The organism is Rhizobium sp. RU36D (assembly GCF_900176345.1).
Lineage (GTDB): Bacteria > Pseudomonadota > Alphaproteobacteria > Rhizobiales > Rhizobiaceae > Allorhizobium.
Window position 1 is genome coordinate 14,840 of the sequence record NZ_FWXU01000007.1, and the last position, 26,006, is coordinate 40,845.

At 60.7% G+C, this 26,006-nt stretch carries 29 protein-coding genes; 17 read left to right on the forward strand and 12 right to left on the reverse strand.

From position 1 onward, the window contains the following. Positions 1-265 precede the first annotated feature (265 nt). The 7 genes from B9A97_RS10530 (at position 266) to B9A97_RS10560 (ending at position 6,870) form a co-directional block, all read left to right on the forward strand. The gene (locus B9A97_RS10530) at positions 266-607 is read left to right on the forward strand and encodes an antibiotic biosynthesis monooxygenase family protein (RefSeq protein WP_084365293.1); all 342 of its coding nucleotides are present in this window, start codon (positions 266-268) and stop codon (positions 605-607) included. Between the two features lie 6 nt (positions 608-613). Next, positions 614-1,138, forward strand: coding sequence for a heme utilization cystosolic carrier protein HutX (gene hutX / locus B9A97_RS10535; RefSeq protein ID WP_084365294.1), 525 nt, complete (start codon positions 614-616; stop codon positions 1,136-1,138). Positions 1,139-1,293: 155 nt separating this feature from the next. Further along, positions 1,294-3,654 carry a mechanosensitive ion channel domain-containing protein gene (locus B9A97_RS10540; RefSeq protein ID WP_244564178.1) on the forward strand — a complete coding sequence of 787 codons (2,361 nt, stop codon included), beginning with the start codon at positions 1,294-1,296 and terminating at the stop codon, positions 3,652-3,654. Between the two features lie 179 nt (positions 3,655-3,833). Beyond that, on the forward strand, positions 3,834-4,097 hold the full coding sequence (locus B9A97_RS10545) for a hypothetical protein (protein WP_084365296.1): 264 nt from the start codon (positions 3,834-3,836) through the stop codon (positions 4,095-4,097). Between the two features lie 183 nt (positions 4,098-4,280). Then, positions 4,281-5,105: a response regulator gene (locus B9A97_RS10550; RefSeq protein ID WP_084365297.1), complete on the forward strand. Its 825-nt coding sequence runs from the start codon at positions 4,281-4,283 to the stop codon at positions 5,103-5,105. A gap of 80 nt (positions 5,106-5,185) precedes the next feature. Next, positions 5,186-6,112, forward strand: coding sequence for an ABC transporter ATP-binding protein (locus B9A97_RS10555; protein ID WP_084365298.1), 927 nt, complete (start codon positions 5,186-5,188; stop codon positions 6,110-6,112). Next, positions 6,109-6,870 carry an ABC transporter permease gene (locus tag B9A97_RS10560; RefSeq protein ID WP_084365299.1) on the forward strand — a complete coding sequence of 254 codons (762 nt, stop codon included), beginning with the start codon at positions 6,109-6,111 and terminating at the stop codon, positions 6,868-6,870. The genes B9A97_RS10555 and B9A97_RS10560 overlap by 4 nt, the downstream gene beginning before the upstream one ends. 16 nt (positions 6,871-6,886) lie before the next feature. Here the strand turns inward: B9A97_RS10560 and B9A97_RS10565 are convergent, their stop codons facing one another. From B9A97_RS10565 to B9A97_RS10575, 3 genes are read right to left on the reverse strand one after another with little or no spacing between them, the layout of a single operon-like run. Next, complete coding sequence (locus B9A97_RS10565; protein ID WP_084365300.1) at positions 6,887-7,591, reverse strand: retropepsin-like aspartic protease family protein; 705 nt, start codon at positions 7,589-7,591, stop codon at positions 6,887-6,889. After that, on the reverse strand, positions 7,588-7,809 hold the full coding sequence (locus tag B9A97_RS10570; RefSeq protein WP_084365301.1) for a DUF1289 domain-containing protein: 222 nt from the start codon (positions 7,807-7,809) through the stop codon (positions 7,588-7,590). The genes B9A97_RS10565 and B9A97_RS10570 overlap by 4 nt, the downstream gene beginning before the upstream one ends. 37 nt (positions 7,810-7,846) lie before the next feature. Then, on the reverse strand, positions 7,847-8,629 hold the full coding sequence (locus B9A97_RS10575) for an adenosylcobinamide-GDP ribazoletransferase (RefSeq protein ID WP_084365302.1): 783 nt from the start codon (positions 8,627-8,629) through the stop codon (positions 7,847-7,849). A gap of 126 nt (positions 8,630-8,755) precedes the next feature. Between B9A97_RS10575 and cobT the strand changes: the two genes are divergently transcribed. Both cobT and B9A97_RS10585 read left to right on the forward strand, forming a co-directional pair. After that, on the forward strand, positions 8,756-9,778 hold the full coding sequence (gene cobT / locus B9A97_RS10580) for a nicotinate-nucleotide--dimethylbenzimidazole phosphoribosyltransferase (RefSeq protein ID WP_084365303.1): 1,023 nt from the start codon (positions 8,756-8,758) through the stop codon (positions 9,776-9,778). Then, positions 9,771-10,175, forward strand: a complete 405-nt coding sequence (locus tag B9A97_RS10585; protein WP_084365304.1) for a diacylglycerol kinase — start codon at positions 9,771-9,773, stop codon at positions 10,173-10,175. The genes cobT and B9A97_RS10585 overlap by 8 nt, the downstream gene beginning before the upstream one ends. A gap of 109 nt (positions 10,176-10,284) precedes the next feature. Here the strand turns inward: B9A97_RS10585 and B9A97_RS10590 are convergent, their stop codons facing one another. After that, positions 10,285-11,820, reverse strand: a complete 1,536-nt coding sequence (locus B9A97_RS10590) for a sensor histidine kinase (RefSeq protein ID WP_084365305.1) — start codon at positions 11,818-11,820, stop codon at positions 10,285-10,287. A 124-nt stretch (positions 11,821-11,944) separates the two neighbouring features. Between B9A97_RS10590 and B9A97_RS10595 the strand changes: the two genes are divergently transcribed. The 4 genes from B9A97_RS10595 (at position 11,945) to B9A97_RS10610 (ending at position 14,330) form a co-directional block, all read left to right on the forward strand. Further along, complete coding sequence (locus tag B9A97_RS10595) at positions 11,945-12,505, forward strand: thermonuclease family protein (RefSeq protein WP_084365306.1); 561 nt, start codon at positions 11,945-11,947, stop codon at positions 12,503-12,505. 15 nt (positions 12,506-12,520) lie between these two features. Next, positions 12,521-13,141: a glutathione S-transferase gene (locus B9A97_RS10600; protein WP_084365307.1), complete on the forward strand. Its 621-nt coding sequence runs from the start codon at positions 12,521-12,523 to the stop codon at positions 13,139-13,141. Positions 13,142-13,146: 5 nt separating this feature from the next. Then, positions 13,147-13,779, forward strand: a complete 633-nt coding sequence (locus B9A97_RS10605; protein WP_084365308.1) for a uracil-DNA glycosylase family protein — start codon at positions 13,147-13,149, stop codon at positions 13,777-13,779. 62 nt (positions 13,780-13,841) lie between these two features. Next, on the forward strand, positions 13,842-14,330 hold the full coding sequence (locus B9A97_RS10610; protein WP_084365309.1) for an Lrp/AsnC family transcriptional regulator: 489 nt from the start codon (positions 13,842-13,844) through the stop codon (positions 14,328-14,330). Between the two features lie 9 nt (positions 14,331-14,339). On the opposite strand, the gene B9A97_RS10615 is transcribed toward B9A97_RS10610, so the two are convergent. The 4 genes from B9A97_RS10615 to B9A97_RS10630 form a co-directional block, all read right to left on the reverse strand. Continuing rightward, a complete protein-coding gene (locus B9A97_RS10615; protein ID WP_084365310.1) occupies positions 14,340-15,038 on the reverse strand; it encodes a DNA alkylation repair protein in 699 nt (232 codons plus the stop codon). After that, a complete protein-coding gene (locus B9A97_RS10620) occupies positions 15,035-15,904 on the reverse strand; it encodes an NAD(P)-dependent oxidoreductase (RefSeq protein WP_084365311.1) in 870 nt (289 codons plus the stop codon). The genes B9A97_RS10615 and B9A97_RS10620 overlap by 4 nt, the downstream gene beginning before the upstream one ends. A gap of 97 nt (positions 15,905-16,001) precedes the next feature. Next, positions 16,002-17,570 carry a hypothetical protein gene (locus B9A97_RS10625; protein WP_143530408.1) on the reverse strand — a complete coding sequence of 523 codons (1,569 nt, stop codon included), beginning with the start codon at positions 17,568-17,570 and terminating at the stop codon, positions 16,002-16,004. Between the two features lie 64 nt (positions 17,571-17,634). Beyond that, positions 17,635-18,459 carry a class I SAM-dependent DNA methyltransferase gene (locus B9A97_RS10630; RefSeq protein ID WP_084365313.1) on the reverse strand — a complete coding sequence of 275 codons (825 nt, stop codon included), beginning with the start codon at positions 18,457-18,459 and terminating at the stop codon, positions 17,635-17,637. A 235-nt stretch (positions 18,460-18,694) separates the two neighbouring features. Between B9A97_RS10630 and B9A97_RS10635 the strand changes: the two genes are divergently transcribed. Beyond that, positions 18,695-19,327, forward strand: coding sequence for a DUF2270 domain-containing protein (locus tag B9A97_RS10635; protein WP_244564192.1), 633 nt, complete (start codon positions 18,695-18,697; stop codon positions 19,325-19,327). Between the two features lie 6 nt (positions 19,328-19,333). Here B9A97_RS10635 and B9A97_RS10640 read toward each other — a convergent pair whose 3' ends face one another. Then, positions 19,334-19,600: an usg protein gene (locus B9A97_RS10640; RefSeq protein WP_084365315.1), complete on the reverse strand. Its 267-nt coding sequence runs from the start codon at positions 19,598-19,600 to the stop codon at positions 19,334-19,336. Positions 19,601-19,901: 301 nt separating this feature from the next. Here B9A97_RS10640 and B9A97_RS10645 point away from each other — a divergent pair, with 301 nt between their 5' ends. Both B9A97_RS10645 and B9A97_RS10650 read left to right on the forward strand, forming a co-directional pair. Next, positions 19,902-20,198 carry a nucleotidyltransferase family protein gene (locus B9A97_RS10645; RefSeq protein WP_084365316.1) on the forward strand — a complete coding sequence of 99 codons (297 nt, stop codon included), beginning with the start codon at positions 19,902-19,904 and terminating at the stop codon, positions 20,196-20,198. A 35-nt stretch (positions 20,199-20,233) separates the two neighbouring features. Next, positions 20,234-20,548: a HepT-like ribonuclease domain-containing protein gene (locus B9A97_RS10650; protein WP_244564179.1), complete on the forward strand. Its 315-nt coding sequence runs from the start codon at positions 20,234-20,236 to the stop codon at positions 20,546-20,548. A gap of 98 nt (positions 20,549-20,646) precedes the next feature. Here the strand turns inward: B9A97_RS10650 and B9A97_RS10655 are convergent, their stop codons facing one another. The 3 genes from B9A97_RS10655 to B9A97_RS10665 form a co-directional block, all read right to left on the reverse strand. After that, entirely contained in the window at positions 20,647-21,477 is an 831-nt protein-coding gene (locus B9A97_RS10655; RefSeq protein ID WP_084365318.1) for an ABC transporter permease, read from the reverse strand. Continuing rightward, entirely contained in the window at positions 21,474-22,277 is an 804-nt protein-coding gene (locus B9A97_RS10660) for an ABC transporter permease (protein ID WP_084365523.1), read from the reverse strand. The genes B9A97_RS10655 and B9A97_RS10660 overlap by 4 nt, the downstream gene beginning before the upstream one ends. A gap of 108 nt (positions 22,278-22,385) precedes the next feature. After that, positions 22,386-23,165, reverse strand: a complete 780-nt coding sequence (locus B9A97_RS10665; RefSeq protein ID WP_084365319.1) for an ABC transporter substrate-binding protein — start codon at positions 23,163-23,165, stop codon at positions 22,386-22,388. A gap of 323 nt (positions 23,166-23,488) precedes the next feature. Between B9A97_RS10665 and B9A97_RS10670 the strand changes: the two genes are divergently transcribed. Next, the gene (locus B9A97_RS10670; protein WP_084365320.1) at positions 23,489-25,990 is read left to right on the forward strand and encodes an OmpA family protein; all 2,502 of its coding nucleotides are present in this window, start codon (positions 23,489-23,491) and stop codon (positions 25,988-25,990) included. Positions 25,991-26,006: the final 16 nt, after the last annotated feature.

The following is a 26,006-nucleotide window of genomic DNA, read 5'->3' on the forward strand; positions in this document are numbered from 1 at the left end:
ATTCCGGTGCCCGGCGAGGCGCCGCTACGTGCGGCCGAAGGTTGGGGTCGGCGGATTTGGCGCTGGGAGGATGCATGATCTTTTGGTTCGGATTTCGCTATTCCAGGGCCTGTCGCGGTGCTCTTTTTTCCGGCCGTTGCCGTCTGTTGTGCGCAAAAGTTCCCGATATACTGGCATCGCTGTGCAGAGCTTGCAGGTCCCTTTGCCCGACCGATAGCGCCAGGCCATCCCTAGGTTTCACATCTCCAGCATAAGGAAGAAGCAGATGTATATTGCCATGAACCGTTTCCGCGTGGTGCCAGGTTCGGAGGAGGCCTTCGAAGCACAGTGGCGCAATCGCCAGGGCCGGCTTTCCGAGGTTCCGGGTTATGTGGAGTTCCACATGCTCAAGGGGCCGAAGGCTGAAGATCACACGCTTTATGCATCCCACACCGTATGGGCAACCAAGGAGGATTTCGTTGCCTGGACGAAGTCCGAGCAGTTCCGCGCTGCCCATGCGCGCGCCGGCGAAAGCAAGGTGCAGTATCTCTCAGGCCCGCATTTCGAAGGCTTCGACGTCATCATCCATGAGGACCGCGACGGCAAGCGCCAAGCGGACGCCGCGTGAGCCGCCATGGATAGCATGAGCAACGATCTTGCTGCCCGCCTCGAGCGGGCGAGGGCAGCCTTGGCCGAGAAGCCCGATGGCGTTGTCGAGGCGATCGCCTCAAGCTCGGGAACGACGCCGGCCGATGTGCTGTCGATCCTGCCGGAAGGCGCCGCGAAGCTGGTGCCTGCCTCGCATTTTGCCGATATCTGGACGCAGATGGGTGGCTGGGGCGAGGTGCTGATGATCGTCCATACCGAAGACATCGTCTTCGAGGTGGTCGGCTCGCTGCCGCAGGGCTCCGAAGGGCATGGCTGGTTCAACATTCACGGTGACAGCCCCATCGGCGGTCATATCCGCAAGGACCGCTGCGTCTCGATCGCCTTCGTGGATCGCATGTTCCACGGCCGACGCTCCTGTTCCGTCTGGTTCATGAATGCCGATGGCAACGTGATGTTCAAGATCTTCGTGCGTCGCGATGCCGCCAAGGAATTGCTGGCCGACCAACTCTCGGCCTTCACGGCGCTGCGCGAGACGCTGGCAACGGCCTGATCGGTCGACCCTCGACAATATCATCCGCCACCGCGACGATGCTCTCGTTGCGGTGGCGGATCGTTTTTTGCCCTGCAGCACGCGCTCCTTTCATTTGACCAGATCAGGCTCTATGTTCCGGCCGCTTCGCAGTGATTTCAGCCGGAAGATCGATCTTGCCTCCCATCAAAAGCCTTTACCTTCGCGTTATCCTGTCCTTGTTCCTGCTGTCCGTCGGGTTGCTGACCGCGCCCTCGCATGCTCAGGACGCAAGCCAGGACAGCGTCATTGTTGTCAATGATGTCGCCGAGGAGGCGCGCACCAAGCTGAACCAGGCGCAGGGGCGGTTGGAAGGTCTCTTTGCCACCGTCGAGGACAGCAAGACGGATGATGGTCGTCTTGCGGATACGAAGATCAAGGTGGATGCGCTTGTCCAGGAACTGCTTCAGGTTTCCGTCAGCCTCCGGCCGCGATTTGACCAGATCAAGGCCCGCCTTGCGGAGCTTGGCGAGCCCCCTAAGGACGGGCAGCCTGCGGAAGCCGTGGAGGTCTCGGAAGAGCGCAACAAGCTGACGGCCGAGCGGCTGGCGATCAACAATCTGACGGGCGACGCCGAAAACCTGTCGATCAGCGCCACGCAGCTCTCCAATACCATCAGCCAGATTCGCCGCGACCTGTTTGCTGACAGGCTGCTGGAGCGCAAGGAGATTTCCGGGGCGCTGCTGCAGGACGCGCTCAATGCGGCGGATACGGAAGTTGCGGATTTCAAGCGCACGGTGGGCAGCTGGCTTGCCTTCATCTGGAAGTTCAAGCGCGCGGCGCTAGGCAGTGCCGTCATGCTGTCGATATTCGTGGCGCTGGTGCTTCTGGTGGCGGAATACCGCCTGTTCGGCTCCTTCATCAAGCGCGATCCGTCGATCGAGGCACCGGCCTATGTCAGCCGCCTTTCCGTGGCCTTCTGGTCCACCATCATTCCCTCGCTGGCGGTCGGTGTCTTTCTCGCTTCGGCCTATATCTTTCTCGACGTCTTCAACGTGCTGCGTCAGGACACCGCGCCCATCGTCCTGGCCTTCCTGGCATTTGTCGGCCTGATCTTCTTCGTGGCGATGCTAGCGCGGGCGCTGCTGGCCCCAAAGGCGCCCAATTGGCGCCTGGTGCCCCTGTCAAACCGCGGCGCCGGCTATATCGCTGTGGCCGTGGTGCTGATGGCCGTGATCAACGGATTTGACTATGTGTTGAGCACAGTCTCGGAGGCCCTTGGTTCGCCTGTCGTCGTGACCGTCATGAAGAGCCTGCTCTCGTCGGCGATTGTCGGGTTGATGGTCTTCCTGATCTCCTTCCTGAAGCCGGTGATCAGTGCGGATGGCGATCCCACGGCCCCCGGGCGGCCCTGGCCAAGGGGCATTGCCTCGATGCTGCGCCTTATCGGTTTGGGCGTGATATTTGCCGGTTTCATTGGTTATGTCGGCCTTGCCCGCTTCCTGGCAACCCAGCTTGTGCTCACCGGTGCGGTGATCGCAACCATGTATATCGGCATCCTCTCGGGTCGAGAGATCTCGGCGCCAAATCGCTTTGGCGAGACCCGTGTCGGCCGATGGGTGGCCCGCCGCTTCGACCTCAATGAAGTTGGGATCGACCAGGCCGGCATGGTCGCGGGCTTGCTGATCTACATCTTTGCCCTGATGGTCGGCGTGCCGCTGATCCTGATCTCCTGGGGCTTCCAGCCGCGCGACCTGCAGATCTGGGCCTTTCAAGTCTTCACGGAGATCCAGATCGGCTCGATCCGCATATCGCTGATCGGCATCGTCGGCGGCATCCTGCTTTTCGCGCTGGGGCTCTATGGCACACGCTGGCTGCAGAAGTGGCTGGATGGCGGGGTTCTCGCGCGGTCACAAGTGGATGCGGGTGTGCGCAACTCCGTGCGAACGGGTGTCGGCTATCTCGGCACGGCCTTGGCCGGTCTTATCGGCATCTCGGCGGCGGGCATCGACCTTTCGAGCTTCGCGTTGGTCGCCGGTGCGCTCTCGCTCGGCATCGGTTTCGGCCTCCAGAACATCGTCTCCAACTTCGTCTCTGGCCTGATCCTGCTGGCTGAACGGCCGTTCAAGGTGGGCGACTGGGTTGCCACCGGCACGACAGAAGGGTTCGTGCGGCGCATCTCCGTGCGGGCGACCGAAATCGAGACCTTTCAGCGGCAGTCGATCATCGTTCCCAATTCGCAGTTGATCAACAACTCCGTTGGTAACTGGACCCACCGCAACAATCTCGGGCGTGTCGATCTTGAGGTCCGAGTGAGCCAGGAAAACGATCCCCGGCATGTGATCAACGTGCTTCAGGAACTGGCCAGCGTGCAGGCGGGCGTGCTGCGCAATCCCGAGCCCTTCGTCATCTTCTCCGGCTTTGGCCCGTCATCCCTGGACTTCAAGCTCTGCCTCTACATCCCCGATGTGATGAACAGCCGGGTTGTCAAGAACGAGACGCGTATCGCGATTTTCGACCGCTTCAAGACCGAAGGGATCGAACTGGCCAAGACCTGATGGAATTCGGATTTGCCAGATGCCGGTGTCGATGCCACAATCATCCTTCATGAACGAGATGTTCAGGTCCCGTTCAGTCGCAATGACGTAAACCGGCAACATATCGAAGGACGCGCTTTCCAATGGGTTCGTGTCCGGTCTGGTCGAACGAGAGGGCGGCGCTCAGGCGTCGAAGGGGCATGAAAAGACTTCTGACGGGTGCTCTGTTGCTGCTGTCTGTCGCGGGTGTTGCCCATGCTGCGTCGGTCACAAATGCCGGCGACACGGCCGTGGTGCTGACGGTGGTCGAGGGTGGAAGCCGCGTCCAAGTGGCACTTGATCCCGGCGCGACCGAGACGATCTGCACGGGAGGCTGTTTCGTCACGCTGCCAAACGGCGACCGGCTGCCGCTGAGCGGCGGGGAAACGGTGGAAATTTCCAACGGCTCTGCTGTCGTAAAATAGAACAGCACGCGATCTTCAAAGTTGCCAGCAACGCCCGCGCCACCCGCGGGCGTTTTCGTTTGTGCTGCCATTTTAGCCCGTGGTGATATTTTCCTTCCAGACACCCCCGAGATTAATGTTTCTGCAAATTGTTTCCGTTATTCCAAATGCTTGACAAAATCCTCCCGCAGCAAAAGGCGTGTCATGACTTTCTTCGGTATTTCTGGAATGCAGTATTCGGGCGATCTCTTTCCAGAAGCTCGCATCATCGTCGCCGAGGACTCCAACGTCTTTACATCGATGATCCGGACACGTCTTAAGGAACTCTTCAACATTGACGTTGAGATCTGCCGGACCTTCGAAGATCTACAGGCCGCCAACGAGCTTTCCGAAGAACCCGTCACGCTTGCGATCTCGAACATCAACCTGCCGGGTGCCGAGAACGGCGAAGCGCTTGAATACCTGATCGACCTGAACATCCCGACGATCGTCTTCACTGGGACCTTCCAGGAGCAGACGCGCGAGGCGATCCTGTCGAAGGACATCGTCGACTACATCCTGAAGGACAATGTGTTCGCGGTCGAACTTCTGGCTGAGGCCGTCTGCCGGTTCCTCACCAACCACCGCCATCACGTGTTGATCGTGGATGACAGCCCGACCGCCCGGGCGCTCTTGTCAAGCCGCCTGAAGCGTTACAATTTCCGAGTCAGCCTGGCTGAAAACGGCGCCAAGGCGCTGGAAATCCTGAAGGCCAACAAGGATATCGGCCTTGTGGTGACCGACTACAACATGCCCGATATCGATGGCTTCGAACTGACCCGGCGCATCCGCTCCGTGCGCGGCAGCCATGAACTGCGCATCATCGGCGTTTCGTCCTCGACCAACCGGCTGCTGTCGGCGCGCTTCCTGAAGGTGGGCGGCAACGACTTCATGCTGCGCCCCTTCATTGACGAGGAATTCTATTGCCGCGTCAACCAGAACCTCGACACGCTGACGGCCATTGCGGCGGCCCGTGTTCGGCGCGCCTGACGCAATCGGCACGCCGCGTCTGGTTATCACGCCAGTGTTACCTATATTGAGCGGGATATTTTTATGGATCCCTTCCCGCCATGGCCCCCATCATTTCCATCCGTAACCTTTCGAAGACCTATTCGAATGGGTTTTCCGCCCTCAAGAACGTGTCGCTCGATATCGAGGAGGGCGAAATCCTTGCCCTGCTCGGTCCGAATGGCGCCGGCAAGACCACGCTGATTTCGATCGTCTGCGGCATGACCAATCCGACCGGCGGCCAGGTGCTGGTCTCCGGTCACGACGTGGTCAAGGACTTCCGCAAGACCCGCGGCGAGATCGGCCTCGTTCCGCAGGAACTGACGACCGATATGTTTGAGAGCGTGATCAACACGGTCAGCTTCTCTCGCGGTCTCAACGGGCGAAAGCCCAATCCTGAGCTGATCGACGACATCCTCAAGGACCTCACTCTGTTCGACAAGCGCCAGAATGCGCTGCGTGAACTGTCCGGTGGCATGAAGCGACGGGTGCTGATCGCCAAGGCCCTGTCGCATGAGCCGCGCATCCTGTTTCTCGACGAGCCGACCGCGGGCGTGGATGTCGCCCTGCGCAAGGATATGTGGCAGCTGGTGTCGCGCTTGCGCGAGAAGGGCGTCACCATCATCCTCACGACCCACTATATCGAGGAAGCCCAGGAGATCGCCGACCGGGTGGGGGTGATTAACAAGGGCGAGCTTCTGCTGGTCGAGGAGAAGAACGCGCTGATGCGCAAGCTTGGGAGCAAGCAACTGGCGATCGAACTGACGACGCCGCTTCAGGCCATACCGCCTGAGCTTGCCGGGTTGAACCTGTCGCTGAGCGCTGATGGCCGGCAGATCATCCACGATTATGAACTCGGCGGCAATGGCGGTGCCATCGGGCCGCTGCTGCAGAGGCTCGAGGCTGCGGGCATAGGTTTCGGCGACCTCTCGACGCGTCAGACGTCGCTTGAGGATATTTTCGTCTCGCTGATTGGAGAAGCCAAATGAATTTCGAGGCGATCAAGTCCATCTACTTGTACGAAATGGCCCGCACGCGGCGCACGCTGCTGCAGAGCGTCGTGTCGCCCGTACTCTCTACGGCCCTATATTTCATCGTTTTCGGGGCCGCCGTCGGCTCGCGCATGCAGGAGGTCGAAGGCATATCCTACGGGGCCTTCATCACGCCCGGGCTGATTATGCTCACGCTGATCACGCAGTGCATTTCGAACGGGTCGGCGGGCATCTATTTTCCAAAGTTCACCGGGACCATCTATGAGATATTGTCCGCGCCGGTCGCGATGACCGAGATCCTGATCGGGTATGTCGGCGCTGCGACAACCAAAGGCATGATGATCGGCCTGATAACCCTGGGGACCGCGGCTTTATTTGTCGATCTGTCGATCGATCATCCCGCGCTGATGCTCTTCTTCATGCTGCTGACGGCCATCGCCTTCAGCCTTGCGGGCTTCATCATCGGCATCCTGTCGAAGAATTTCGAGCAGTTGACGCTGGTGCCGTCGCTCGTCGTGCCGCCGCTGACTTTCCTGGGCGGGACCTTCTATTCCGTAAACATGCTGCCACCCTTCTGGGAGGCGGTCAGCCACTTCAATCCGGTGCTCTATCTCGTCAGCGGTTTCCGCTGGAGCTTCTTCGAAGTGTCCGATGTGCATCCGCTGATCAGCCTCGGCATGATTACGCTGTTCCTGCTGGCAGGCCTTGGCTTCCTGGCTTGGGTTTTCCGCACCGGCTACAAGCTGCGCAGCTAGGGGCGTTGGGGCCGGTCTAGCGCTGGTCCCGCAGCCGCAGCTCGTCGGACTGGATGGTCAGAGAACCCAGCGTGCCAAGAAATGTCATGCCGAGCAGGCTCTGATGCAGCCGGCCCGGCTCGGCGACGATGGCCCTGATGTCGTTGCGCACGATGGGGCCAATGGCCACCTGCGACAGGCGCACCGGCGCGCCTTTGGCCTCGCCATTCGCCGTCAGGATCGTCTGGCTGTAGCGCAAGGTGTCCGGATCGATGCCGATGCGCATGGCGTCCTCGTAGCTTAGGGCGATGCTGCTGGCTCCGGTATCGACCAGCATGCGCAATTCGCGCGCATCGACGGAAACATCGGCCTCGAAGTGGCCACCGCGGGAGCGGTGCAGGATGATCTCGGCATTCCCTGACGCATCGGTCGCGACCACGGCGCGCCCGGGCATCAGCCCGGCGGTCAGTCTCTGGCCAAAGCCTTCGAGATCTCCGCGATAGAGGTAGCCCGCGACGAGGGCAAGTCCGATCAGCAGCCACCAGGAGAGGTAGCGCAGGCTCTCGCCCATGCGCCGGCCCGCCAGGATGCCCGCCGAGAGCAGGGCGACCATCGGCAAAAGCACGATCATGCGGCCGAAATCGTCATTGTCCATGCCAAAGCTTTGGCCGCTGTCATTGTTGAGGAACAGCACCACCAGGCCAAAGCCAAGGATTGCGAGAACGAAGCCGAGCCGCATCATGTCGTCCCACGCTCCCGTGCCATGCGGGTGCGGCGGGTCTCCCGGCGCGGCTTGCGTTCCACCGTTTCCAACCGCGCGGGAAGTTCGCGCATGATGGCGCGGCGCTGTTCGCCGGTATAGCCGATCCAGCCGGCAATTTCGTCGCGGGTGCGACCGCAGCCGAAACAGAGGCCGGTCTTGTCATCGATCGAACAGACGAGAATGCAGGGAGATTCCATAACTTGCTTGCCTTGTTGAACCCGGAATATTGGGATTTCAGATCGATGTGGCAAGGGCGGCCAGCGCAACCGCCTCGCAAATCTGCTGGGTTGCGCCGATGGTGTCGCCCGTATGTCCGCCCAGTTTGCCGCTGACATGGGCGGTGAAACCGGCTGCCGCGAGGCTGGCAAGGCCAAGAACAAGCGCCATCGTTGCGATCGACGTGACGGGCCAGAGCAGGATTGCAAACAGGGTTGTGCCCACGAGTATGGCCATACGAAAGGCCGGCTTTTCCGGCATGCCGGCATTGGCAGCAACCCCTTTGGCGCGCGCCGAGGGCAGGGACGACCAGTGCCAGACCATCATCATGCGGCTGAGGCTACCGATCGCGAGCAGGGCTAACGCGACGGATGTCGGCGGCAGGTCATGGGCGATCGCAGCGATGGCCGCGGCCCGCAGGCCAAAGCCCAGGATCAATGCGACGGTGCCGTAGGAGCCGATCCGGCTATCCTTCATGATCTCAAGCGCATGGTCGCGGTCGCGCCCCCCGAACAGGCCGTCGGCGCTGTCGGCCAAGCCGTCTTCATGCAGGGCACCTGTTGTCACGGTCTGGATGGCAAGCGCGACGATGGCCGCCAGCATGGGATCGGCGCCTAGTTCCATAAGCAGAAGCAGCGAGAGCGCCGAGGGCACGAGAATCAGCACGCCGGCAGCCGGAAAGGCTCTTACCGTCTGGGACAGGCTGCCGTCATGGCCGGCAAACACGCGCGCCGGCACGGAGAAGCGGCTGAGAAAAGCGATCGAGCGCAGGATGTCGGCAAAATAGTCCCGCAATTCCATTGGGTTGACCCGCTCCCTTGTTTTGGCGACAGGAATGGCCGCTTTTTGGGTTGTGGCGCCGTAAAGCGCTGATTATGAGAGGCGCACCAAGCCTGATTTCGACAGCAAAGACAAGGAACTTGCTCCATGAGCGTGACCGGCCTGCCATTCGACGATTTCCGCACCCTGCTGCGTGATCTGCCGGGTCCGGACACGGCGGCGCTGGTGGCGGCGCGGGAGCGGGACAAGCACCTCACCAAACCGCCGGGTGCGCTCGGTCGGTTGGAGGAAATTGCCATGTGGCTGGCCGCCTGGACCGGTCGCCCGCCCGCCGTCAACCGTCCTCTGGTCGCGATCTTTGCCGGCAATCACGGCGTGACCCGGCACGGCATCACGCCGTTTCCGCCATCGGTGACGCAGCAGATGGTGGAAAACTTTGCTGCTGGCGGTGCGGCCATCAACCAGATCTGCGTGACCCATGATCTCGGCTTGAAGATCTTCGATCTGGCGCTGGACTATCCAACCGGCGACATCACCTGCGAGGCGGCGCTTTCGGAGCGTGATTGTGCCGCGACCATGGCGTTTGGCATGGAGGCGATTGCGGGCGGCACGGATCTGCTCTGCATCGGCGAAATGGGCATCGGCAATACGACCATTGCCGCGGCGATCAATCTCGCGCTTTACGGCGGTGAGGCGGAAGACTGGGTCGGTCCCGGCACCGGCTCCCATGGCGAGATCCTGCAGCGCAAGATCGCGGCCGTGAAGACGGCGGTCGAATTTCACCGCGATCACCTCAACGATCCGCTGGAAATTCTCCGGCGCCTGGGTGGACGCGAAATCGCGGCGATGGCCGGTGCCATCCTGGCAGCCCGCGTGGAGCGGATCCCGGTGCTGATCGACGGCTATGTGGCGACCGCTGCGGCAGCCATCTTGAAGGCAGCCAATCCCTCGGCGCTGGATCATTGCCTCATTGGTCACGTCTCGGGCGAGCCCGGGCATCTCAAGGCGATCGAGAAGCTGGGCAAGACGCCGCTTCTGGCGCTTGGCATGCGCCTGGGCGAGGGCACCGGTGCAGCGCTCGCCGCAGGCATCGTCAAGGCGGCAGCCGCCTGCCATTCCGGCATGGCAACGTTCGAAGCCGCGGGGGTCAGCAACAAGACCGATGGATGATCAGCAGGAAGAGGGCCGCGCCGGCTACGGCCACGGAGTGCCGGGGCGGAAGGAAACGGGCTTTGCTCATTTTCTCTCGGCCTCCCGCTATTCCTGGCAAGGCTTTCGCCGCCTGCTCCGGGAGGCGGCCTTTCGCCATGAACTGGCCTGCTACGGCGTTGGGCTCGTCCTCTTTGCCATTGTCGGGGCTGGAGCCCTTGATTATCTTGGCTTCACGATCCTGGCTCTGCTGTTGTTCTCAGCCGAGGCGTTGAACACGGCGATCGAGGAGGTCGTCGACCGGGTGTCGCCGGAGTTTTCGCTGGTGGCGCGGCACGCCAAGGATCTCGGCTCGTTTGCGGTGTTCTGCCTGCTCGTCGCCAACGGATTGTTCGTCGGTTACGTGATTTTCTTCTAAAGCGCGTCGCGATCTTTCAGATTCGCTTTCCTCGCTTTAGTCCTTTGTTTTTTGAGCATGTCGTTATCGCAAAACCGCGGCACACTTTTGCGCGACATGCTCTAGCCGATCACGCGAAGTGCCGGCGACGCGGTTCGACCGCACGGGTTTCTTCGACGGCCGGCAGGCTTTGCAGGACGCGGACCGCCGGCAGGATGGCAATCACTTCGGTGCCCTCGCGCAGCTTGGACTTCAGCTTGAACTCACCGCCGTGCTTGGCAAGAATGGCTTGCACGATCGGCAGGCCGAGGCCTGTGCCTTGTTCAGCGCTCTTGATCGCGATTGATCCCTGACCGAAAGCGGAGAGCACGACGGGGATCTCGTCCTCGGGAATGCCAGGTCCGTTGTCCTTGATGGCGATATATTGACCGCCGCCAGCCGTCCAACCCACGCGCACCATGATCTCGCCGCCCTGCGGGGTGAACTTCACCGCATTGGAGAGGAGGTTCAGCGCAACCTGGCGCATGGCCTTCTCGTCCGCCCAGACCAGCGGCATCGAAGGTTCGAACTGCTGGGAGATCTTGATGTTCTTCGCGCCGGCGCGAAGCTGTACCATGCCGATGCAATCCTCGGCCAGTTCGAGCAGCGAGACCGAGTCTTCATTAAGTTCGTATTTGCCGGCCTCGATGCGCGAGAGGTCGAGGATCTCATTGATCAGGTTCAGGAGATGCTGGCCGGAGCGATGAATATCGTGCGAATATTCCTTGTAGAGCGGATTGTTGAGCGGCCCGAGCACTTCTGTTGCCATCACCTCGGAAAAGCCGAGGATGGCGTTGAGCGGCGTGCGAAGCTCGTGTGACATGGAGGCGAGAAAGCGGGATTTGGCTAGGTTTGCCTCTTCGGCGCGGCGGCGAGCCTCGTCGGACAGCGATTTTGCCACTTCCAGCTCGGCGATCAGGTCGTCCTTCTCGGTCTGGAAGGACAGGAGCGTGATCGTGGTCTGGTAGAGGCGGCTCGTGACATAGACGAAGAAGATCAGCGATGTCGTGAACATCGCGGTCATGCCGATGTCGAGCACCTGGCGATGGGTTGCCGCGACATAGATCAGGGCAAGCACCGTCGGCAGGAAACCGAAAAGCACCGCCTGCCGCAGCAGCATGGTCGCCATGGCCGTGACCGACAAGACGATCAACAGCACGGCGCCGCGATAGAACATGAAGCTCTGGCCATCGCAGGTCGAACAGGACTGCATGGCAAAGATTGCCCAGGCCAGACCCATTGCTACCTGGCCGACCAGCAGCAGACGCCGCCAGCGCGGCGTGTTTTCCGCGGTCAGTTCGCTTCGCTGAATTCGGCGCAGGATGAGGATGTTGGCCGCATGGACCGTGAGGCTAAACAGCGCCCAGATATAGAGTTCCGGACCGGGATCGAGATAGGCGCCGATGCCGGCAACGAGCACGATCATGAACGGCATGACCGCGGCGCCCTGCAGCGCTGCCGTGACATACATGCCGAGCGTTTCGCGATCGAAGACGGGGCTGCCCGTCTTGGCATATTGCAAACGCTCGCGCGTCACCCGAACGGCCTTCGACGCGGCCTTGTTGCGATGGCTGCGCGAGAGGTCGACGATGTTCTTGTCGGTGGAGGTACTGACGCCTTTACTCATGGACACACGTGATCGCTTACGCCTCGACCTGTGAAGACTAGTGGGTAAATCTTAAAAAGATTCCCCATGGCAAGGATTTGTTTGCCATTGTCGGCAAGGATTCGTTCGTCAACAAGGCGCAGATGTGGCTATCCTTCGCAAGATCCGTGATGCGATCGTGCTTGTCTGCATGCTAGTGCTGGGCCTGTTGATCCTTGCCAAGCTGGAGCAGCAGCAGGGATCCACCTATTCCGGGCCGTTCTGGGCTGTGGATGGCGACACGGTCTCGGACGCGGGGGAACGGTTGCGGCTGGCCGGCATCGATGCGCCCGAGCTTGCGCAGACCTGCGAGCATAATAATCGCCCCTGGCCCTGCGGCCGTGTTGCACGCGACCGCCTGCAGGCGCTTGTCACCGCACGAGAGGTGCGTTGCGAGGGTTTTAGCCAGGACAAATATCACCGAGTGCTCGTGACCTGTCGAAACGGCGAGGAGGACCTCGCCGCGCTTCTGGTCCGTGAGGGGTTGGCGGTATCCTATGGCCGGCATCAGAGCGAGGAGGCAGCGGCTCGTGCCGCGGGTCGCGGCCTGTGGGCGGGGCCGTTTATGCGACCGCAGGATTATCGCCGCCAGCAAGGGCTTGCCGAAGAGGATATCGGCGACGCATGGCTTTCAAGGCTTGTCGATTGGCTGTTCTGTCTCATGTGAGAGAGGAGAGATATCATGAAGCTCTATGACGGAGGCCGTGCCTCTAATCCGCGCCGGGTCACGATCTTCCTCAAGGAGAAGGGTGTCTCGGTCCCGACTGTGCCCGTGGACATGGCCGCGCTCGGTCACCGGGCGCCTGAAGTGACGAGCCTCAATCCGTTTCAGCGACTGCCGGTCCTTGAACTTGATGATGGCACTGTCATCACCGAATCGGTGGCGATCTGCCGCTACTTCGAGGAACTGCATCCCGATCCGCCGCTTTTCGGGCGCGACCCTCTTGAAAAGGCGTTGGTGGAGATGTGGGATCGCCGGGTGGAACTCATCTATTTTGCGGCGGTCGCCGCGGCCTTCCGGCATCTGCACCCGGCCATGGCCGGCTGGGAGGTGCCCCAGGTGCCGGAATGGGGCGAGGTGAACAAGCCCAAAGCGCTGGATTTCCTCGGTTTCCTCAACGAGGAACTGGCCGGTCGCGCCTGCATCGCGGGCGAGCGCTTTTCCATCGCCGACATCACCATGCTGGTGGCCTTCGATCTGATGAAGCCGGCGCGCATCACCTGTCCGCCGGAACTCAACCATGTCTGGCGCTGGTATCGCGAAACCTCGTCCCGCCCCAGCGCGGCGATTGCGAGGGTCTGAGCGGCGTGGCGGAGCGCATCTCCCTCCCGGACCTGCGGGGCGATATCGCCGCCTGCCGCATCTGTCGGGACAATCCCTTGCGCGGACCGGATGACCGTCTGCCGCACGAGCCGAGGCCGGTAGCCGTGATCTCGGAAACGGCGCGCATCCTGATCGCCGGGCAGGCGCCCGGGCTGAAGGTGCATGAAAGCGCATTGCCGTTCAACGATGCCTCCGGCGACCGGTTGCGCAGTTGGCTGGCCGTCGACCGCGAGACGTTCTACGATAGCGACAAGTTCGCGATCGTCCCGATGGGCTTCTGCTTTCCCGGCTATGATCTCCAAGGACATGATCTGCCGCCGCGCCGGGAGTGTGCGCCGCACTGGCGCCAGATGGTGATGGACGCGATGCCGCAGGTCGAACTCGTGCTCGCCATCGGTCAATATGCGCAGGCCTGGCATCTTGGCGGCCGCCGCGCCAAGACCATGACCCAGACGGTGCGGGATTGGCGCGATCACCTGTTGTCCAACAGTCCGCCGCGCATCCTCCCGCTTCCCCATCCGAGCTGGCGCAATACAAGCTGGCTCAAGAAGAACCCATGGTTCGAAGCCGAAGTCCTGCCTGTGCTGCGCCGTGAAATCGAGCGTCTGATTACCTGAAAAAGCCCTTTATGTCTGTCACAACTCAGATATACGGGAATAAAATTCTGAAAGGTTACTGCATGGATCGTCTCGACCGAAAGATTTTGCGCATATTGCAGGAAGACTCGACCCTGGCGGTCGCTGATCTCGCCAAGAAGGTCGGGCTGTCCACCACGCCATGCTGGCGCCGGATCCAGAAGATGGAAGAGGATGGCGTGATCCAACGCCGCGTGGCGCTGCTCGACCCGGGCAAGGTCAATACCAAGGTCACGGTGTTCGTCTCGATCCGCACCAACAGCCATTCCATCGAATGGCTACGGCGGTTCTCCGAGGTGATCGCGGAGTTTCCCGAGGTGGTTGAATTCTACCGCATGAGCGGCGATGTCGACTATCTGTTGCGGGTGGTGGTGCCTGATATCGGCGCCTATGATGCCTTCTACAAGCGCATGATCGCCAAGATCGAGATCCGGGACGTGTCTTCGGCCTTTGCCATGGAGCAGATCAAGTACACGACGGAACTGCCGCTCGACTACATGGTGCTCGACAACCAGAAGTCCGGCGAGGAGTGAGGCAGCCGGTTAGGACCGTGCGGCAGTGCGGGCGAGAACCTTCTCGCTCGTAAGCTCCTTGACGGCGTCCTTGCCGATCCAGCGGGCCGTCTTGTCCTTTGAGGTGGCCAGCTTTTCCGCCATCGCCAAGGCCGGGCCGTGGCAGTGACGGTTGCGCTTGCCGATATTGCGCAGCGACCAGTTCACGGCCTTGCAGACGAAGTTTCGCGCATCCGTGGAATGCGCCTCGACCAGCGGCAGGAAGCCGAGCAGGGTATCGTCCGGCTCACTCTTGTTGTGCACGGTCGCGCCGGCAATCATGGAAAACGCCGTCCGGCGGACGAATTCGCGGTCGTCGGCTGCGAATTCCTGGATCAGGTCACGCCAGAACGAGGTTTGTGTCAGCAGGTCGGCCGCCGCGTCGACAATTTCCCAGGAATTGAAATCGGCGACGAGCCTGCGGATATCCGCCACAGTCAACGCGCTGGCGTCGAAGGTGTAGAGTGCCAGCAGCCGGGCTTCGCGGATATCGGTGGCCCAGAGTTCGAAGGCACGCGCGTGGTTCGTCTTGATCAGCCTTGCCAGTTTCTGCAGGTCGGGATTGGAAATCCCGACCGCCTTGTCGGCGACGATGCCGAAGCGCGTCATGCCGGCGATGTTGTCTTCAGAGCGCCGGGCCTTGAGTTCGCTGACGATCTCCGGGACGCTCGAGGCCGGCGACAGGGTCATTTTTCCAGCCGTGCCAGCAGCGAGGATGTATCCCAGCGTTTGCCGCCGAGTTTCTGGACCTCACTGTAGAATTGGTCGACCAGGGCCGTGACCGGCAGGTTGGCGCCATTGCGACGGGCTTCCGTCAGGACGATGTCCAGGTCCTTGCGCATCCAGTCGACGGCGAAGCCGAAGTCGTATTTTCCGGCATTCATGGTCTTGTGGCGGTTTTCCATCTGCCAGGAGCCTGCGGCACCCTTGGAGATGACTTCGACAACCTTTTCAATATCAAGCCCGGCCTTCTTGCCAAAATGAATCCCCTCGCTCAAGCCCTGGACGAGGCCGGCAATGCAGATCTGGTTGACCATCTTGGTGAGTTGGCCGGCGCCGGCAGGACCCATCAGGCCGACCATGCGGGCATAGGCATCGATGACGGGACGGGCCTTTTCGAAGACCGCTTCGTCGCCGCCGCACATGACCGTCAGCACGCCGTTTTCTGCGCCGGCCTGTCCGCCGGAGACCGGCGCGTCGATGAAGCCCAGGCCCTTCGCCGTGGCCGCGTCATAAAGCTCGCGGGCGACTTCGGCAGATGCCGTCGTGTTGTCGATCAGGATGGCGCCTGCCTTCATGCCGGAGAATACTCCGTTTTCCGCCGTGGTCACGGAGCGAAGGTCATCATCATTGCCGACGCAGGTGAAAACGAAATCTGCGCCTTCGGCAGCCTTGGCGGGGGTTTCGCCCATCGCGCCACCATATTGCTTCACCCAGGCCTCGGCTTTCGCGGCGGTACGGTTATAGACCGTAACGTCGTGACCGCCCTTTACCTTCAGATGTCCGGCCATGGGATAGCCCATGACGCCAAGACCGATGAATGCCACCTTTGCCATGCCGTATGCTCCTGCGTGATGATGTCGTCACAAGGAGGCATAAAGCATGGGGCGGCACGGGGGAAGCATCATTGCGAACCAGTGCCGCCAGGGTGGATCATGTCTTGCCCTGCGCGATCTCTTGGTCGTTCAACAGCCCCACGGATTGCGGACCGAGACGTACGGAAATCTCGTTCCACAAGCGGCGCAGCCGTCTGACGTGCAAGTCGTCACCGATCCAGTCCATCAGGTGTTCGATGGCCAGGGACGCTGATTGGTTGCTGGCACCGATGGAGTTGAGCGCCCAGATGCTGAATTCTGCTGCATCCACCTGCTTGATCTTCCCCCCTTCATCCGGAACCAGAAATTTGGCCTCTCCGGCCTTTTGGATCCCGACCAGCATGCTGTTGGGTGCAAACAGCACGGCCGCATAGATGCGATCGAAGTGGTCGGTTGCAGCCTTGGCGGCTTCGTCCTGTGTCTTGTTCTGCTTCAAAGCGCGTTCCAGGTCGAAGATCGTGCGTATGTTGAACTGCCTCAACATCAGGAAGCGATCCAGACCGACGACGCAGCAAAGCTGCGCCTGCGCTATCCAGTCGATCGCCTGATAGATGCCGTAGGGAGTCTCGATATGCAGCATGATGGGGTTGTAGGTTGCCAGAGACTGGACTTCCGATATGCCGCATTCTTCTAGGCGAAAGCGTGTAAAATAGTCTATTCCATCGATCACATCGAGCGGCACGACACGGGTCCATTTGACGAACCGATCGTCTGTCTGCTTGACCCAGTTTATGACATTGGAAGCCTTGACCACCGCGAACTGGAACACGCTGCCGGGAAGCAGGCCGAAGGCGAGTGCCAGCACCATCCACCCAAAAGAAACACCGCTGTTTTCTGTCATGGCGGCTGGCTTGGTCCAGGCCTGTGACATCACGCTCGCATCGGGGAGTGCCCGATACAGGATCACAGTTACGAACACGGAGATGACGATCATCGCCGTTTGTCGGATCATGGTGTATCCAGACAGGTCGAAGATCGAAAGCGCCTGCACCATGTAGCGTAGGGAGGCGACATAGGCGCCGGTGAAGGTTATGGCCGCGATCGTCAGCGTGTTCTGAGCCGTCCACCTCAAGACATCCGAGGCCGCCTCGCTTGATGCTACGGGGAGACCGCCAACCATCAGGAAGTTCAGATACAGTTGTGCGCATCCATCCGTCGCGAAATTGCAGAACGGACCGGTGAAAACCAGTTTGAAGCCAAAAAAGATGACGAATACGTAGGGGATGGCCGCCGCCGCGAGACGCCAGTCGCCCCGGTTCATGAAGAAGCGTGTTTTACTGATGGTCTCGTTTATTTCATCGATCACGATGAAAGGTGCGTTGGGTGCAGCCGTCTGAACGCCCGAAGTCCGATCCTGATCGAAATTCTCGTCCCTCGATCGCACATCCGCCGAATACTTCGTCCGGACAAATTCGAAGGACGGATTGATGCCGTGTTGATCGTCTGGACCTGTCGTATTTGGAAAGGCGCGGACATAATCACGGATCATCCGCAATCGTCGAAGCCTTATCTCGTAGCGTCCGAAAATCAGGGCAAAAAATGTACCCGCGGCGAGCGCAGCTGAAGCAAATGTCGCGCTCGAAACAAGGCTGCCAAGCCATTCCCATAACGATTGTATCGTGACCATGATCGTTCCCCCATCATGAGGGAATGATACAATCAACCATTAAGAGCGCAACTTATTTATAATCTTAAAAGTTGTCTTTTCGCTTTCTGGCAATCACCAGATGGCCGGGGCTGGGGGCGCCGTCCTGCATGCGGACATTGATCTCCTCGATATCGAGAATTTCGAAGCCGGTGGCGGCGAGCCGCTCCCTGATATAGCTTTCCTTGTGCATGAAGCGCTGATGTGGCCCGACCTTGTAGGGCAGGTCGTGTGCGTCGTCCTCTGCCATGGCTTCGGACGAGAAGGCCAGGATGGCGCCTTCCACCATGTTTTCCGCAGAACCGAAGAACAGCGGCTCCAGCGCGCCGAGATAGGGCAGGACGTCGGTCGCGGTGATCAGGTCGAATGCCTCGTCGTCATTGTCTTCCAGGAAATCCTCGACCTCGGCGACGTAGAGCGTCTCATAGATGTCCTTTTCATGGGTGATCTCGACCATGTTTTCCGAAAGGTCTATGCCGGTGATATCGGCTGCCATGTCTCGCAGGGCGGCTCCCGTCAGGCCGGTGCCGCAGCCGAGATCCAGCATGCGCTTGAACGGCCCGAGCGACAGGGACTGCAGCTTTTGCCGCACCATCATCGGCACGGCATAGCCGAGTTGCTCGACCAGGATATCCTCGAAATCCTCGGCATGCTGGTCAAAGAGCGTCTCGACATAGGCATCCGGGGCCCGGGGCGGCGTCTCGCCGCGGCCCATGGCTGCCAGCCGGACAGCGGCACCGCCATGATCCTCGGGGTCTATGGCGAGCACGTCCTGGTAGGCCAGGGCGGCGGCGTCAAACTCGCCTGCCTTTTCGAGCGCCAGCGCGCGGTTATAGGCTTCGGCAAGCGCTTCCTCGTCAATCCTCGCCATCAGGCTCTCCCAATCGGACGACCGTCCTTAAAGTCTATAGCTGTTCTGTTCGCGTCTAGTTTGTCGCTGGGTGAATTGCAATGGCGATTGGGCGGAACCGCGGCCTGCTTTTTCAGTTGAGCTAAAAAAGGTTTTACAGGGCAGGAAACAGACCATGGCCGACCAGATCGTCGCAGCCCCCGAGGCGAAGGGACGCGCGCCATCCTTGCCCGCGAGCGCGGTCGAAAAATCCAACATGATCATTCACTATTATCGCGGCGAAATCGGCCGGATGACGAGCTGGCGCGACCGGATCGACCGGACATCGAACTGGGCGATGACCGTTGTTGCCGGTCTTTTGTCCGTGTCGCTGTCTACACCGACGTCCCATCACGGTGTCGTGTTGTTTGCGATGCTGTTGATCTCGCTGTTCCTGTTCATCGAGGCCAGGCGGTACCGGTTCTTCGATGTCTACCGCGCCCGGGTGCGCCAGTTGGAGCGATATTATTTTGCGCAGGCGCTCAGCCCGCAGGCCGAACTCAATCCGGATTGGGCGACGGCGATTGCGAGCAGTCTCCGGCGGCCCGTCTTCCTGATGAGCTATCGCGAAGCGCTGTTTCGCAGGCTCCGGCGAAATTACTGCTGGATGTATTTCATCCTGCTCCTGGCTTGGGGGCTGAAGATCTCCTCGCCGAAACTGCTGCCGGATCAGGATCGCACCGAGTTCGTCTATTCCCTGGTGCATCTCCTGGGAAATGCGACCCTGGGGCCGGTTCCTGGTATCGCGGTCATCGCCGCCGTTGCCGTCTTCTACGCCGCGGTTCTCTGCGCCTCCGTGTATCGAGAGCCCGACGATGGTGAGTTCGCGCATGGGGAGGTGCATGTCTGACGGCAGTCAGTGCAGGATGAATTCGCCCTTCAGCGCCCGCCATTCATTGGCGCGGATCAGCTTTTTGTGGACATAGCTCACCGAGTGGAGCGGGCCATCCAGCTTGTCCTGCCAGAATTTGAGGAAGTTCTTCATTTCGGGAAAATCCGGCGCCAGGTCGTAATGCTGCCAGACATAGGTCTGCAGCAGTGCCGGATGGTCGGGCAGGCGGTACAGGATATGCGCCGTCGTCAGGCCGTAGCCCCGCAACATCAGTTCCATTTCCGAATTCATGCAAGCCTCGCTTTTTTCGTTCCCACTCTGTGACGAGGAGGCCGGCGCGACGGCTTGCCGAAGGTGCCATCTGGTCCGGCTCCCGACCGCGTGAAACGCGGTTGATAAAATGGAAACACCGGCTGCTTAATCGAGGCTTAACAAAACTGTCATATCGGCAGATTAATTGGAAAAACAAGGGCTTGGCAGCCGATTTGGGAGAGTGCTGCCAAATCATTCGATTTGCGCCGGGCATGCTAGCATTAGGCTGACTGTGGTCATTAATCTGGCTGCGGGGCGCCAAATGGTATAAGCTAATGACATGAACAGGACCGAAGCCATCAATAGACTGAAGCAGCACGCCGATGCCGTGAAGGATATGGGCGCAACCGCCTTGTATCTGTTCGGATCGACGGCCCGCAACGACGCCCGCGCGTCAAGCGATCTTGACCTGTTCATTGATTACGACCCCGCCAAGCGGTTCTCCCTGATCGACCTGGTCAGCATAAAGCAGTTCTTGGAAGAAAACCTCGCCATGACGGTGGATGTAACCACGCGAAACAGCCTGCACCCCATGCTGCGTAGCGATATCGAGCAGTCTGCCGTCCGCGTCTTCTAGTGGCCAAGCGCAGGGTCGGGCCGGTTCTGGCCGAAATGCTGGAAGCGATCGACGGCATCGCGGCACATACAGCCGGAAAGTCTCTTGCTGAATTTGAGCAAGATTGGCTGCTGCGTCTTGCCACCCAGCGGGCGCTTGAGATTATTTCGGAAGCATCCCGGCATATTCCCGAAGACCTGCTATCGCGGGCACCCGATGTGCCGTGGAAGCAAATCAGGGGTATCGGCAATATCTTGCGCCACGAGTATCACAGGATTGCAGATGAGGTCGTCTGGACGGTCATTACCGAGAACCTCGCGCCTCTCAGAGCAGCCATTGAGGTAATTCAGCAGACGGTCGGCGATGAATAACCAGAAAATCCAAGGAAGCCACTCAAAGCTGTTTCTCAAATAAAGCTATATACTTATTTGATGCTTCTCTGATCTTGCTTCCGCTTCCTGTGCGCACCTTACCGCTTGAGGTGCCAGGTCAATCCTGCTTCCACGGCGCCCAAAACTTGTCGCATGCCCTCGACAATCGTCAGATAGAAGACCGCCGCCCAGAGATAGGCCTGATAGTCGAAGGTCCGAGAGAAGGTGTAGCGTGTCTGGCCCATGATGTCGAAGACGGTGACGATCGAAACCACGGTCGAACCTTTGATCAGCAGGATGATCTCGTTGCCATAGGGTCGAAGCGCCACGATCAGCGCCTGCGGCAGGATGATCTTGAAGAAAGTCACCGTCTTGCTGAGGCCAAGGCTGGCGGCGCCCTCGCGCTGGCCGCGCGGTACGCTTTCTATCGCGCCACGAAGGATTTCCGCCTGATAGGCGGCGGTGTTCAGGGTCAGCGCCAAAAGGCTGCAATACAAGGCATCCCGGAAGAACCACCAGAGACCGACGCTCTCAAAAGCCGAGCGAAAACTGCCGAGGCCGTAGTAGATCAGGAACAGTTGCGCCAGAAGCGGTGTCCCTCGGAAGGTATAGACGAAGGCAAAGGAGACCGTCTGCAGCACCGGGTTCTTCGACATGCGGGCGAAGGTTACCGGCAGCGACAGGATCGCACCCATGACGACGGACAGGGATACCAGCATGACGGTGATCAAGAGCCCGTCCCAGTAACGGGGGCCATAGCGAACAAATTTCTCGACGTCCCAGTTCGATACCAGCATGAGCAGCAGCTGGGCGACCAGCAGCAGCCAGATGCCAAGCGTGATCCAGCCAATGACCCGGGCGCGCGTCAGTGGCGGGCGGACGGCGGGTGGAGCCGGGCGAGGGGGGATCATCTCCTGGGCAATGCTCATCGCGGCGCCTCCGACCTGCGGATCCTTCGGTCGATGAAGCCGATGCCGATGGAGGAGGCAAGGGCCAGCACCAGATAGAGGGCGCAGGCGAACAGGTAGAAGAAGAAGGCCTCCTTGGTGACCTTCGCGGCAATGCCGGTCTGGCGCATGATTTCGGACAGGCCGATGACGGAGACCAGGGCCGTGTCCTTGAGCAGGTTCATCCAGAGATTGACCAGACCCGGCAGCGCAATGCGGATCAATTGCGGCACGATAATCAGAAGCATCGTCTTGCCGGAACTGAGGCCAAGCGCGTGGCCTGCCTCATACTGGCCCTGGGGAATGGCCTTGAAGGCAGATTGCAGGACCTCCGAACAATAGGAGGAAAACACGACGGAAAGCGCGATCATCCCGGCGAAGAAGGAGTTGATCTCGACCCGTTGCTCCACGCCCATGGAGGCGAGCGCGGACTGGATAAGAAATTGTAGGCCGTAATAGATGATGAACAGGGTCAGCAGTTCCGGCAGGCCGCGGAAGATCGTCGTGTAGATGCCGGAGGATAGCCGGAGCACCCTGTCCGTTGACTGGTTGCCGAGCGCCACGAGGAAGCCGAGGGTGAGGCCTACGGGCAGGGTGGCGATTGCCAGCGAAATCGTGATCTTGACCCCGAAGGCGATGTCATCGCCCCAGCCCGCGTCACCGCAGGACAGGATCGAGTTGCCGCCGAACCAGGTCAGTATGCCCGCGGGCCCGCAAAGCGGATCCAGGATATGCCCGATCCACGCAATCAATGTGCCAAGGGCGGAAAACACTCCGCTGATCAACTCGGTTCCCCTTACGGCTCAGCCGCTTTGCTTTTGCCTGACAATGTCAAATAAAAACGGCGGAAGGGCAAGCCTTCCGCCGCGCGCTTTCTTGAGGTGAGCCGTTTATTCGCCGTAGACGTCGAAGTCAAAGTACTTGGCGTTGATTTCCTTGTACTTGCCATTGGCGCGGATGGCGGCGATGGCTGCGGTGAACTTGTCCGCAAGCGCCGTTTCGCCCTTGCGCACGGCAATGCCGGCGCCCTGGCCGTTGATCTCGACATCGATCGGCAGGGGGCTGAGGATCTTGCAGCAGGCGCCTTCCGGCGACTTGATCCATTCCGACAGCACGACAATATCGTCGACCACGGCGTCGATTCGGCCGTTGGAGATGTCGAGCTTGTATTCGTCGGCGGTCGGGTAGAGCTTGATGTCGGCCTTCGACATATGCTTTTCAGCATAGTTCGAATGGGTGGTGGAGCCCTGGGCGCCAATGGTCTTGCCTGCCAGCGCCGCCTCGGTTGCTTCCGTCAGCGGGCTATCCTTGGGCACGGCAATCGCCGGCGGGGTGTTGTAGTATTTCTTGCTGAAATCTACCTTTTCCAGGCGCTCCGGCGTGATCGACATCGACGCGATGATGGCGTCGAACTTCTTCGCCTGCAGCGCGGGAATGATGCCGTCCCAATCGTTGGTGACGAATTCGCAGGTCACCTTCATTTCCTCGCAAAGCGCCTTGGCAATGTCGATGTCGAAACCGACCAGCGTGCCGTCAGCCTGCAGATTGTTGAAGGGCGGGTAGGCGCCTTCCGTGCCGATAACCAGCTTTTCCTGAGCCATCGCGCTGCCGGCAAACAGCGACAGGGCGGCAATCGAAGCCGCGGCAAAGAATCTGGATGAGATACGCATGAGGATCCTCTCTGTTGGTGGGAGCCGCTGTCTTTTATTTCGGCTCTCCATGCGGCGTGACGTGCGGTCGTCACTTGGCCTTATTATACCCACTTTTGGACGGCGAAAATCAACTCCAAAGACGTGTATCGGGGAAAATGTCGCCGCTTTCGCAATTTAGGGGAAAAACGGAAGGCGCTGAGAAACCAAATCGTTCAGGTCGGGTTAATGCAGCGCTCTATAACGTCGAGCATCAGGGATGGCCGATTCCAAGGCCGGAAACACGTGGGATGAACCTCGGCCAGCGGGTCGGGCACCGGGATCCCAGCAGGAAGGAAACGTGAATGAAAAGAAGATCTACGCTGTTGGCGACCGTTGCCATACCGGTGCTGTCGCTTGCCATCGTCGCAAAGCCGGCCGTGTCGTCGCCACTGCGAATCGGTTCGGCTATGTCCCAATCGCATCTCGCCGAGGCTTCGCTCATTGAATTGGCGCAAGCCGTCGTGTGCCCCGATGGCGTAGAAGCCGCGGACCAGGCCACCTGTGACGCGCGCGAGGCGCAGCGTCAGGCAGAGGCCGAGGCCCAGCGGCAGGCCCAGGAGGCAGAAGCCCAACGCCAGGCGCAAGAGGCTGAAGCCCAGCGTCAGGCTCAGGAAGCGGAAGCCCAGCGTCAGGCCGAAGCCGAGGCCCAGCGCCAGGCGCAAGAGGCGGAAGCACAGCGTCAGGCCGAAGCCGAGGCCCAGCGCCAGGCGCAGGAGGCAGAAGCCCAACGCCAGGCCCAAGAGGCGGAAGCGCAGCGTCAGGCCCAAGAAGCGGAAGCCCAACGCCAGGCACAAGAAGCCGAAGCGCAGCGTCAGGCACAGGAGGAAGAACTCCGGCGCCAGGCGGAGGCCGAGGCTCAGCGCCAGGCGCAGGAAGCAGAGGCTCAGCGGCAGGCTCAGGAGGCAGAAGCACAGCGTCAGGCCCAGGAAGCCGAGGCTCAGCGTCAGGCCCAGGAAGCGGAAGCCCAGCGTCAAGCCGAAGCAGAGGCACAGCGGCAGGCACAGGAGGCCGAGGCTCAGCGTCAGGCCGAACAGCAGGCACAGCAGCCTGCAGAGGCACCAGCGGCTGTTACCTGCGCTGATGGCTCCCAGGCCGCGTCGGCGGAAGCCTGCCCGGCTCCGGCAGACAATGCGCAGCAGCCCGCCGAACAACCGGCCGATCAGGCGCCCGTGGCCGAACAGCCGGCTCAGCCCCCGGCAGACCAGCCAGCCGTCGCACAGCCTGACAATGCCCAGCCGCCGGCCGATGCGCCTGTGGCCGAGCAGCCGGCTCAGCCTTCTGCGGATCAGCCCGCCGTCGCCCAGCCCGATGGCACGCAGCCAGCGGCAGACGCACCGGTAGCTGAGCAGCCCGCGCAGCCCGATGGCCAGGCGCCGGCTCAGCAGCAGGCTGGCGAGCAGCAGCCTCAGCCCGAGCCGCAGCAGGTCGTGGTTCCGGCAACCCTGCCGCCGGCCGACGCACCTGTTGTCGCGATCGAAGAAACGCAGACCGAGGAGCAGAAGCAGGAAGTCGCCGAAGATCCGGCCAAGACCGCCGAGACTGTTGTCCTGCCGGTCGATGGTGGCGCTGCCGTGCTCGACAGCGACAAGGATGCCGACAACACTGGTGGTGCCGCAGCACGCGAGACCCGCACCGAACTGCGTGCGCAGGAGCAGCCTGTTGCCGCCCCGGAAAGCGATGCCGCCGCACAGGCCGAGATCAAGGTTGATCCGCAGGCCATCCAGGCTGCCGCAACCGAGGACGGAACACGGCTGCAGGCCGCACCGACCTTTGCCGTGCCGACGACGGTTGTGAACAATGTCACCAACGTGACCAATGTGACGAACGTCACCAATGTCACGAACAACACCGTGACCAACAACAATGTCACCAACAACACGGTGAACAACGTCAACAACGGCGTTCAGAACAACATCGTCCAGAACAACATCGTCAACCAGGTGACGCAAGTTAAGGTGATCGAGCAGGTCGATAACCGCACGATCATCAATGTCGGCAATCAGGTCGTGGTTCGCTCCAATGACCGTGATCGCCTGCGCTACGACGCGTCCGAAACCTACTACGAAGAACTGTCCCGCGGCCGCGTCCGCGAAACGGTGATCCGTTCGGACGAGTCGCGTATCGTTACGGTCTACAACCGCTATGGCGACATCATTCAGCGGTCCCGCATCAGCCCCCGTGGCCGGGAATATGTGTTGATCTATTCGCCGGAGGCCGATCGCGAGGAAGCTCGTGTGTTCATCGACGTCGGCTTGAGCCTGCCGCCGATGCGCCTGACGGTTCCGGTCAGCGATTACATCGTAACGACGTCGCGTGCGCCTGACCGCGACTACTACGACTTCCTGGCAGAGCCGCCGGTCGAACGGGTCGAGCGCGTCTACTCGATCGACGAGGTGAAGTCCTCGGCACGTCTGCGCGACAAGGTGCGCCGTATCGACCTCGATACCATCACCTTCCCATCCGGTTCGGCCGAAGTGCCGCTGGAACAGGCCCGGACCCTGCGCAAGGTGGCCGAAGCCATGGAGAAGATCCTGGACAATGATCCGGGCGAAACCTTCCTCATCGAAGGTCACACGGATGCCGTGGGCTCTGACCAGGCTAACCTGATCCTCTCCGACAAGCGTGCAGAAACGGTGGCGAACCTCCTGACCCAGGTTTACGGCATTCCGCCTGAAAACCTGCAGGTCCAGGGCTATGGCGAGCGCTATCTGAAAATCCGCACCCTCGAAGGCGAACAGCAGAACCGCCGCGTGGCGATCCGCCGCGTGACCTCCCTGGTGCGGCCCGTCGCCGTCAACCAGTAAGACCGCGCGTGAAGCG

Excerpts from the sequence above, each read along its gene's own strand:
- B9A97_RS10630 (WP_084365313.1), bottom strand. The coding sequence starts at position 18,459 with ATGGCGAGGATTGACGAGGAAGCGCTTGCCGAAGCCTATAACCGCGCG.
- B9A97_RS10555 (WP_084365298.1), top strand. The coding sequence starts at position 5,186 with ATGGCCCCCATCATTTCCATCCGTAACCTTTCGAAGACCTATTCGAAT.
- B9A97_RS10600 (WP_084365307.1), top strand. The coding sequence starts at position 12,521 with ATGAAGCTCTATGACGGAGGCCGTGCCTCTAATCCGCGCCGGGTCACG.
- B9A97_RS10575 (WP_084365302.1), bottom strand. The coding sequence starts at position 8,629 with ATGGAATTGCGGGACTATTTTGCCGACATCCTGCGCTCGATCGCTTTT.
- cobT (WP_084365303.1), top strand. The coding sequence starts at position 8,756 with ATGAGCGTGACCGGCCTGCCATTCGACGATTTCCGCACCCTGCTGCGT.
- B9A97_RS10570 (WP_084365301.1), bottom strand. The coding sequence starts at position 7,809 with ATGGAATCTCCCTGCATTCTCGTCTGTTCGATCGATGACAAGACCGGC.
- B9A97_RS10550 (WP_084365297.1), top strand. The coding sequence starts at position 4,281 with ATGACTTTCTTCGGTATTTCTGGAATGCAGTATTCGGGCGATCTCTTT.
- B9A97_RS10655 (WP_084365318.1), bottom strand. The coding sequence starts at position 21,477 with ATGAGCATTGCCCAGGAGATGATCCCCCCTCGCCCGGCTCCACCCGCC.
- B9A97_RS10585 (WP_084365304.1), top strand. The coding sequence starts at position 9,771 with ATGGATGATCAGCAGGAAGAGGGCCGCGCCGGCTACGGCCACGGAGTG.
- B9A97_RS10670 (WP_084365320.1), top strand. The coding sequence starts at position 23,489 with ATGAAAAGAAGATCTACGCTGTTGGCGACCGTTGCCATACCGGTGCTG.
- B9A97_RS10545 (WP_084365296.1), top strand. The coding sequence starts at position 3,834 with ATGAAAAGACTTCTGACGGGTGCTCTGTTGCTGCTGTCTGTCGCGGGT.
- B9A97_RS10610 (WP_084365309.1), top strand. The coding sequence starts at position 13,842 with ATGGATCGTCTCGACCGAAAGATTTTGCGCATATTGCAGGAAGACTCG.
- B9A97_RS10620 (WP_084365311.1), bottom strand. The coding sequence starts at position 15,904 with ATGGCAAAGGTGGCATTCATCGGTCTTGGCGTCATGGGCTATCCCATG.
- hutX (WP_084365294.1), top strand. The coding sequence starts at position 614 with ATGGATAGCATGAGCAACGATCTTGCTGCCCGCCTCGAGCGGGCGAGG.
- B9A97_RS10645 (WP_084365316.1), top strand. The coding sequence starts at position 19,902 with ATGAACAGGACCGAAGCCATCAATAGACTGAAGCAGCACGCCGATGCC.
- B9A97_RS10530 (WP_084365293.1), top strand. The coding sequence starts at position 266 with ATGTATATTGCCATGAACCGTTTCCGCGTGGTGCCAGGTTCGGAGGAG.
- B9A97_RS10635 (WP_244564192.1), top strand. The coding sequence starts at position 18,695 with ATGATCATTCACTATTATCGCGGCGAAATCGGCCGGATGACGAGCTGG.
- B9A97_RS10665 (WP_084365319.1), bottom strand. The coding sequence starts at position 23,165 with ATGCGTATCTCATCCAGATTCTTTGCCGCGGCTTCGATTGCCGCCCTG.
- B9A97_RS10640 (WP_084365315.1), bottom strand. The coding sequence starts at position 19,600 with ATGAATTCGGAAATGGAACTGATGTTGCGGGGCTACGGCCTGACGACG.
- B9A97_RS10590 (WP_084365305.1), bottom strand. The coding sequence starts at position 11,820 with ATGAGTAAAGGCGTCAGTACCTCCACCGACAAGAACATCGTCGACCTC.
- B9A97_RS10615 (WP_084365310.1), bottom strand. The coding sequence starts at position 15,038 with ATGACCCTGTCGCCGGCCTCGAGCGTCCCGGAGATCGTCAGCGAACTC.
- B9A97_RS10625 (WP_143530408.1), bottom strand. The coding sequence starts at position 17,570 with ATGGTCACGATACAATCGTTATGGGAATGGCTTGGCAGCCTTGTTTCG.
- B9A97_RS10560 (WP_084365299.1), top strand. The coding sequence starts at position 6,109 with ATGAATTTCGAGGCGATCAAGTCCATCTACTTGTACGAAATGGCCCGC.
- B9A97_RS10565 (WP_084365300.1), bottom strand. The coding sequence starts at position 7,591 with ATGATGCGGCTCGGCTTCGTTCTCGCAATCCTTGGCTTTGGCCTGGTG.
- B9A97_RS10650 (WP_244564179.1), top strand. The coding sequence starts at position 20,234 with ATGCTGGAAGCGATCGACGGCATCGCGGCACATACAGCCGGAAAGTCT.